The 6,706-nt window shown below is 54.3% G+C and carries 2 protein-coding genes and 3 pseudogenes; 1 reads left to right on the forward strand and 4 read right to left on the reverse strand.

Annotated elements, in window-relative coordinates; all coding sequences use genetic code 11:
- Positions 1-105: transposase domain-containing protein (locus ROG8370_RS19150; RefSeq protein ID WP_139838232.1), on the forward strand; the 105-nt coding region annotated here is incomplete at its 5' end.
- A 110-nt stretch (positions 106-215) separates the two neighbouring features.
- On the opposite strand, the pseudogene ROG8370_RS19155 reads toward ROG8370_RS19150, so the two are convergent.
- The 4 genes and pseudogenes from ROG8370_RS19155 to tnpC form a co-directional block, all read right to left on the reverse strand.
- Positions 216-479: pseudogene (locus ROG8370_RS19155) on the reverse strand (transposase); the annotation flags it as partial.
- 85 nt (positions 480-564) lie between these two features.
- A pseudogene (locus ROG8370_RS20370) lies at positions 565-678 on the reverse strand (IS110 family transposase); the annotation flags it as partial.
- Between the two features lie 112 nt (positions 679-790).
- A complete protein-coding gene (locus ROG8370_RS19165) occupies positions 791-4,930 on the reverse strand; it encodes a DUF11 domain-containing protein (RefSeq protein ID WP_085828739.1) in 4,140 nt (1,379 codons plus the stop codon).
- Between the two features lie 732 nt (positions 4,931-5,662).
- Positions 5,663-6,706 (reverse strand): annotated as a pseudogene (tnpC, locus tag ROG8370_RS19170) (IS66 family transposase); the annotation flags it as partial.

Consider the following 6,706-nt stretch of genomic DNA (forward strand, 5'->3'; position numbering starts at 1 on the left):
AACGGTATCGATCCGCAAGCATGGCTCGCCGACACACTTGCCCGCATCCCAGACTATAAAATCAACCGCGTCGATGACCTGCTGCCGTGGAAAAACGCACCGTAAAGCGGCCAGACCGGACGCTTACATTTGTGTAGAGTCCGGCCAACGAAAGAACGGACAAGCCCAAAAAGCTTTGGCATGAGACAGGATCCTGTTTCGACTTCATGCCATGTTAGGTGATCGTTGGTCGCTTGACGCGCAGTGTCCCCAGACAGACGCCGCTTGCCTGCCTCCAGAAATTCTTTCGACCAGCTGTAATACAAACGTTCAGCGATCCCTTCATGGCGGCACAGCACCGAGATGCTTTCCTCACCACGCAGGCCTGCCAAGACAATGCGGATCTTTTCCCCAGCTGAATAGGTTTGCCGCGTCTTACGGCGGATGTTCTTGACCACCTTCTCGGCGGCCTCTTTAGATGTTTGTGGCTTCTTCGTCATCTCGATCTCCTAATCGATAAGATGAACCAGAAATCCTCCGTTATTCAAATCCTCAAATCTGTCCCAGGGGTAGCTGACGTCAGACAATTGCGGGAATGAGCCGGGGCTCAAAGCCCATCTTGCGCAACGTCCGACTGACAAAATGTGCACTCAAACAGGCCTCCATGCCAACCACGTAACGTGGCAATTTCTCGAATGTCGCGTTCGTCGTTCGTCATTGAATCTACCTCCGTCCCAAAACTGGGATTTTACAGAAGGTGTCCCGCGAGTCCTTACATATCTACACTTAACTTACGGTCGGATAGCCCTCTTCAGTGGAAGAAGAAGGCATCCGTATCCAGAGCGAAGCTAACATCATTGACTGAACCATGATTATTGTACTCATCCAACGCGCTCATGATTTCTGCCCCTTCAGACCATGCATCATCCTTACTACGAATGATTGGATCGTCATGAAGATTGAATATCAACTCATCAATTGATGCATATTCGACAAGCCAGGAGACGGAATCGTTCAGGAAATCGCGCGGCGTTATTGAGTCCTCTTCGTCTGTATCCTCGCCAAGGTTATTGCCAGCAAGATAATTCAACCATGTTGCCACTGTCTGCTGCGCCAAATCATCTCGTTTGTCTTGTTTCGGAGTATCCGCTTCATTGTTCACAAGAGCGAGCGCGTCGTCATGAGATATGAAGAGCGTTTGTTCGCCGGCATCTTCAGTACCGTTTTGATTGTAGTCGCCAACCAGCAGACCTAGTGTGTCTGGGTTCAAAGTGCCATCGCCATCGGCATCCACAGTGTAGAGCACCTCTCCGTATAGGAAGCTTTCTTGTTCATTGCCTTTCATTCCATCCCAGAACTGTAGCAATTTGAAGCTTCGTCCCCAACCTTCTGGTGTGTGGACACCTGGTCCATCAGTTTCGACATCGTTATACTTGATGCCGATGGCAGCCGGGTCGCTCTCGGTAGATGCATCGGTTGCCGCACTATTGCCACCTGTGGAAGTGCCTGGGCCGCCTGCACCTGGAGGCTGGTTTTCTTCGGTGTCTTCTCGCTGGCCATTCATCGGGTTTGCGCTGGGAGAGCCATTGCCGTTGGGTCCATCGTTATTCCCAGATGCACCGGTGATCCCATCCCAAGGTGATCCGCCGACAGGCTTGCCATTACCTGGGTTCCCCGATCCATCTGGGGCGCATGTGTCTTCGAAGGTGACGGTTGCGGTGTCGGATGTGTCGAGGTGCTCGTAATTGCCGCCCTCAGCGCCAATTATGGTCAGGTCAAACGAACCTACGTCGACATCGCTTTGTTCAAAGGTCACGTATCCGGATGTCTCACCGCTCAGGATGGTGATGCTCTCGCCGTTCGACAGGGTCAGGGTCAGGTCGCCCTGGGGCGCGTTGTCGACAGTCGCTATGATGGATATCAACAAGCTCGTTCCATTCTGGTTGCTGGGGTTGGTCCCATTTTCTTCGCCGCTCTCGGTAGATGCATCATTTGCCGCACTATTGCCACCTGTGGAGGGGCCTGGGCCACCTGCACCTGGAGGCTGGTTTTCTTCGGTGTCTTCTCGCTGGCCATTCATCGGGTTTGCGCTGGGAGAGCCATTGCCGTTGGGTCCATCGTTATTCCCAGATGCACCGGTGATCCCATCCCAAGGTGATCCGCCGACAGGCTTGCCATTACCTGGGTTCCCCAAGCCTTCGAGATCGCATGCACCATCGACGGTGACATCGTTGAGGGTCACGGTTGTGGTGTCGATGGTGTCGTTGATGGTGACGGTTGCGGTGTCGGTTGTGTCGAGCGCCTCGAAGGTGCCGCCCGCTGTGCTGGCGATGGTGACGTCGAAGGTCTCGCCGTCGAGATAGGGGTCCTCGCCCTGGGCGTTTTGCGGCTCTGAGGCGCCAGTCAGGGCACCGTCTGCGAAATTGATCACCACGCCATTGTCGAGGGTGACCGAGAAGGCCCCCTGGGGCGCGTTGTTGACGCTGGCGGTATAGGTGATGGTGCCGTTCTCGAGGACGGTGACATCGTCGAGGGTGACGGTTGTGAGGTCGTCGGGTCCGCCGGTTGTGTCGTTGACGGTGACGGTTGCGGTATCTGAGGTGTTGAGGTCCTCGTAATTGCCGCCCGCGGCGTTGGTGATGGTCAGATCGAAGGAGACGGCGTCGATGTATGGATCGTCCGGCGGTGCCGGGAAACTCACCTGGCCGGATGTCTCACCGCTCAGGATGGTGATGCTCTCGCCGTTCGACAGGGTCAGGGTCAGGTCGCCCTGGGGGGCGTTGTCGACGCTGGCCGTGATGGTGACGTTGCCGCCCTCATCGACGGTGGGGTCGTTGAGGGTCACGGTTGTGGTGTCGATGGTGTCGTTGATGGTGACGGTTGCGGTGTCGGTTGTGTCGAGCGCCTCGAAGGTGCCGCCCGCTGTGCTGGCGATGGTGACGTCGAAGGTCTCGCCGTCGAGATAGGGGTCCTCGCCCTGGGCGTTTTGCGGCTCTGAGGCGCCAGTCAGGGCACCGTCTGCGAAATTGATCACCACGCCATTGTCGAGGGTGACCGAGAAGGCCCCCTGGGGCGCGTTGTTGACGCTGGCGGTATAGGTGATGGTGCCGTTCTCGAGGACGGTGACATCGTCGAGGGTGACGGTTGTGGTGCCGATTACGTTGGTCGGTTCACTATCATTGTTATTGGCAGCGTTTGTGTCATCGGAGATAGTTGTGATAGTGGCTGAGCTAATTAAATCTTCACCGGCCAAATCATCTGTCGGGGCGTCTTCATTAACAGTAACCGTCACATCGAAAGTAACAATCTGTCCCGGCAAAAGGGATCCGACGTCCCACTGGACTGCACCATCGGGAATAGAGTCTCCAGAATCGGTGTTTACAAAACCACCATTTGTTGCAGAAACAAAAGTGACATTCGGGTCAATCTCTGCATACACCACGACGGAGTTGGCGACAGATGTCGAGCTTGTCGTGCTTGAGCCCTCAACCGTAAACACGAGTGTGTCGCCCGGAAAGATTGGATCGGGGTTGTCAGAAATTGTAACCGCCAGATCTACGTTGGCGTTAAAGAAATCTTGAGGTTGCAGCAAAGGAACCGTCTGGTTTCCGGTATTAACCGTACTTCCACTGGAAACTAAATTTATTGTTCCATTTGGAGCGACATTCAAAGTGTTGTCAGGTCCCGTCGCAGCATCAATCAAACGCGATTGAACGTTGCTTCCGATACCTTCCGCAATGGTGTCATCAAGAACCAACCAGGGTTCCAGGATGACAGAGTCCCCCTCATCCAGACCAGAGATGGTAAAGACCCCCACAATTTCAGCGCCGATAACGCTCCAACTGAAAGAATCAACTGTGGCATCCCCACCCGGATCAACATGAGAACTGTCACTAGTGTCGATAAAGGCGCCTATAACACCAAGCACATCGTCATAACCAAAATCACCGCCATTCGTCGTCTCGATGTTCCACCCCATAACAACGGTGATTACGCCACCTTCAGGTTCTGTGGGGCCTGTAACTGTAATAGCAAGTTCAAATGGGACAACTTGGCCCAAGGCCATGTCGGTTGGATTAAGGCTTTCAATGGCCCCGGCGCTGTCGGCGTTCGGTATCTGAACGTTGCCATCTCCGCGACCTATTGGAGCGATCACATTGCCTGGGAAAGGAATGAATGCGTTACCGGTGCCCAAGTAGTCTCCCGGGTCTGCAGCCTGAAAGTCGAGCGAATAGGATCCTGCAGAGTCTGTGAAAGTGTGGGTTGCCCTCTCGCCCGTTGCGATATCATCTTCCGTCCCAATAATGCCGTCGGTGCCCGCGTCCACCACTTCGGCCGTCAACAGGAAGGTCTCGTCTAGGGAGTCGTCCGGATTGACGTACCATGTTGTGGTGATAGAACCGTTTACTTCGTTGTCCAGATCTCCCGCGCCGCCATCCGTGACGGTCCACGGATCATGACCCTCGCCGCCTTCAATGTCATAGGTGAATTCGTCACCTGTAGCGTAAATACCGTCTGCACCCGCATTCAAGTGGTCGATTTCGAACCTGACAGATCCGCCCAGCTCGACGCCGTTGAGGGTGATGGTTGCCGTTGAGCCGGGCGCATAATCCTCAAGATCCGTCCCGACGGTTAAGTTTGTTTCGAATTGCTCGCCAAAAATGGCGGAGGACACTGCGTTTGGCGTCCTCTGTATTGCGTTAGGCCATGGCGAGAGGGCGGTGCTGTTTAAGAAGTGGGAATCTATCCGCGTAATCCCAAAAGTGGGGAAAAGCCACTCGGCACCGAAGGCCGTCTTCAGTTTCTCCTTGTGCCCAGTCGATGCCCAGAGGCCGTGCCTAGAGGGATGTCCCGAAGCGAAGACATGCCAAGCATCAGTACCTAATGTTGTAAAATCAGCTTTGCGAAATTCTGCGTTCAGATCGCGCTCAAATTTATCCCTGAAATTCATTTAGAAAACTCCTGTAACCAAGCCAATCGCAAGGCGTTTACAGAGATCAAAGGTTTCTGAGAGAATAAACGTCCAGAATTTCAAAGTGGCCTAATGAAACACAATCATTCGACCAAAACATCTTCGACTACGGCTATCAGTTCACTCAAAAGAAGTATTTTGAACTCTTCAAAGGGGAAATCCTGATGTTTCGATGGAAGTTGAATTCCAGCCATCAAAAAGACACATTCCCCTCACAACGTTGAAGAAAGAACATATGTCCAGTCAATAGGAAGTGCGATTTTCGGTGTGGCAAACCGAAGATACTTCACGAAGTTACCACCTAGAGAGAAGTGAGTGGCAAACCTAAACACGCTATGGTGTTGATTGGCATGTTTGGCGCGCGAGAAACGTCGCCACCCCATCCCAAAAACCTAGTCAGTTTGACTGCCCAGAACCGTCTAAGTGATTCGATTACTGGATGTTTGACTGGAGAATATTGTTTCATTGTAACCTCTAAAGAAACAATTGGAGGGTTTTCCAATATTTATGAACATGCCCCTGTAGGGAGGGTTGAAACGCCCCTAGTTACCCCAAATGTGATACCCTCGTCCTCCGTCTCAGTGCCATTCAAGAGAAAATGGGCGTGTGAACCGATTACTCCTGGAAGTGAAAGGACAGGTGCACTGTCCAGATCGCGTTTATCGGCCTCAATCGGCGTCTAAATGGTAACCGCGCCATTGATACCGCAGCTTAGGCGGCTTGACTGTTTTCAGCAGCGGCCAACGGTGCCCAATTGCCACGGCAACAATTCGTCGAGCCTGTTGATCTTGTGATCATGGATGCGGTCGAGGATATCGGCGAGATAGGCCTGCGGATCGAGGCCGTTGAGTTTGGCGGTCTCGATGATGGTCATGGCGCGGGCCAGGGTTTCCGCACCGGTATCGGCCCCTGCAAATAGCCAATTTTTCCTTCCAATGCCAATTGGACGCAAGGCGCGCTCGGCAGGATTGTTGTCGATAGCGACGCGGCCATCGGTCAGGAACAGGCTGAAGGCCTCCTGTCGACTAAGGCCATAGCGGAAAGCTTTGGCCAGATCGCTTTTGCCCGGAATGCGCAGGAGTTGCTGTTCGGACCAGGCAAAAAAGGCTTCAACCTTTGGTTTGCTCAGCTTTTGACGCGTCGCATGGCGGACGTCAGCGGGCTGGCCGTTGAGATCGCGCTCGATGTCGTAAAGCTTGCCGATCCGGTCGAGCGCCTCGCGGGCAATCTCGGATTTTGTCGAGGTCCAAAAATCATGGAAGTCACGCCGCAGATGAGCCCAACAGGCTGCCTCCCGCAACCGCCGCCCACTATTGGGTTCAGGCTCGTAAAGCTTGGCATAGCCCTTGTAGCCGTCCGCCTGCAGGATGCCGCGGGCATTGGCCAGATGGCTGAGGACATGCTCTTCCTTCCAGTTCGGTGCGAACCGATAGACCGCACCGGGTGGCGCGGCACCCGCCCATGGGCGCTGATCGCGCACATAGGCCCAGATCCGGCCTTGCTTCACACCTTTGCCAAGCCCTTTGTCTTTCTTGGAGCGGTCCAACACCCGGATCGGCGTATCATCTACGTGCAGCAAATCGCTGCCCATGATGTCAGCCTCAATGCGCTCGATCAGCGGCGACAGGGTCTTCATGGCGCGGCCACACCAGCCGACCAGCGTGCTTTCGGGGATGTCTGCCCCCATGCGTTCGAAGATCTCGTGCTGGCGATATAACGGAAGGTGGTCGTCGAACTTCGAGACCAGCACATGGG

The organism is Roseovarius gaetbuli (assembly GCF_900172365.1).
GTDB classification, from domain to species: Bacteria; Pseudomonadota; Alphaproteobacteria; order Rhodobacterales; family Rhodobacteraceae; genus Roseovarius; species Roseovarius gaetbuli.

Coding starts and splice junctions, on each gene's coding strand:
- ROG8370_RS19165 (WP_085828739.1), bottom strand. CDS start 4,930: ATGAATTTCAGGGATAAATTTGAGCGCGATCTGAACGCAGAATTTCGC.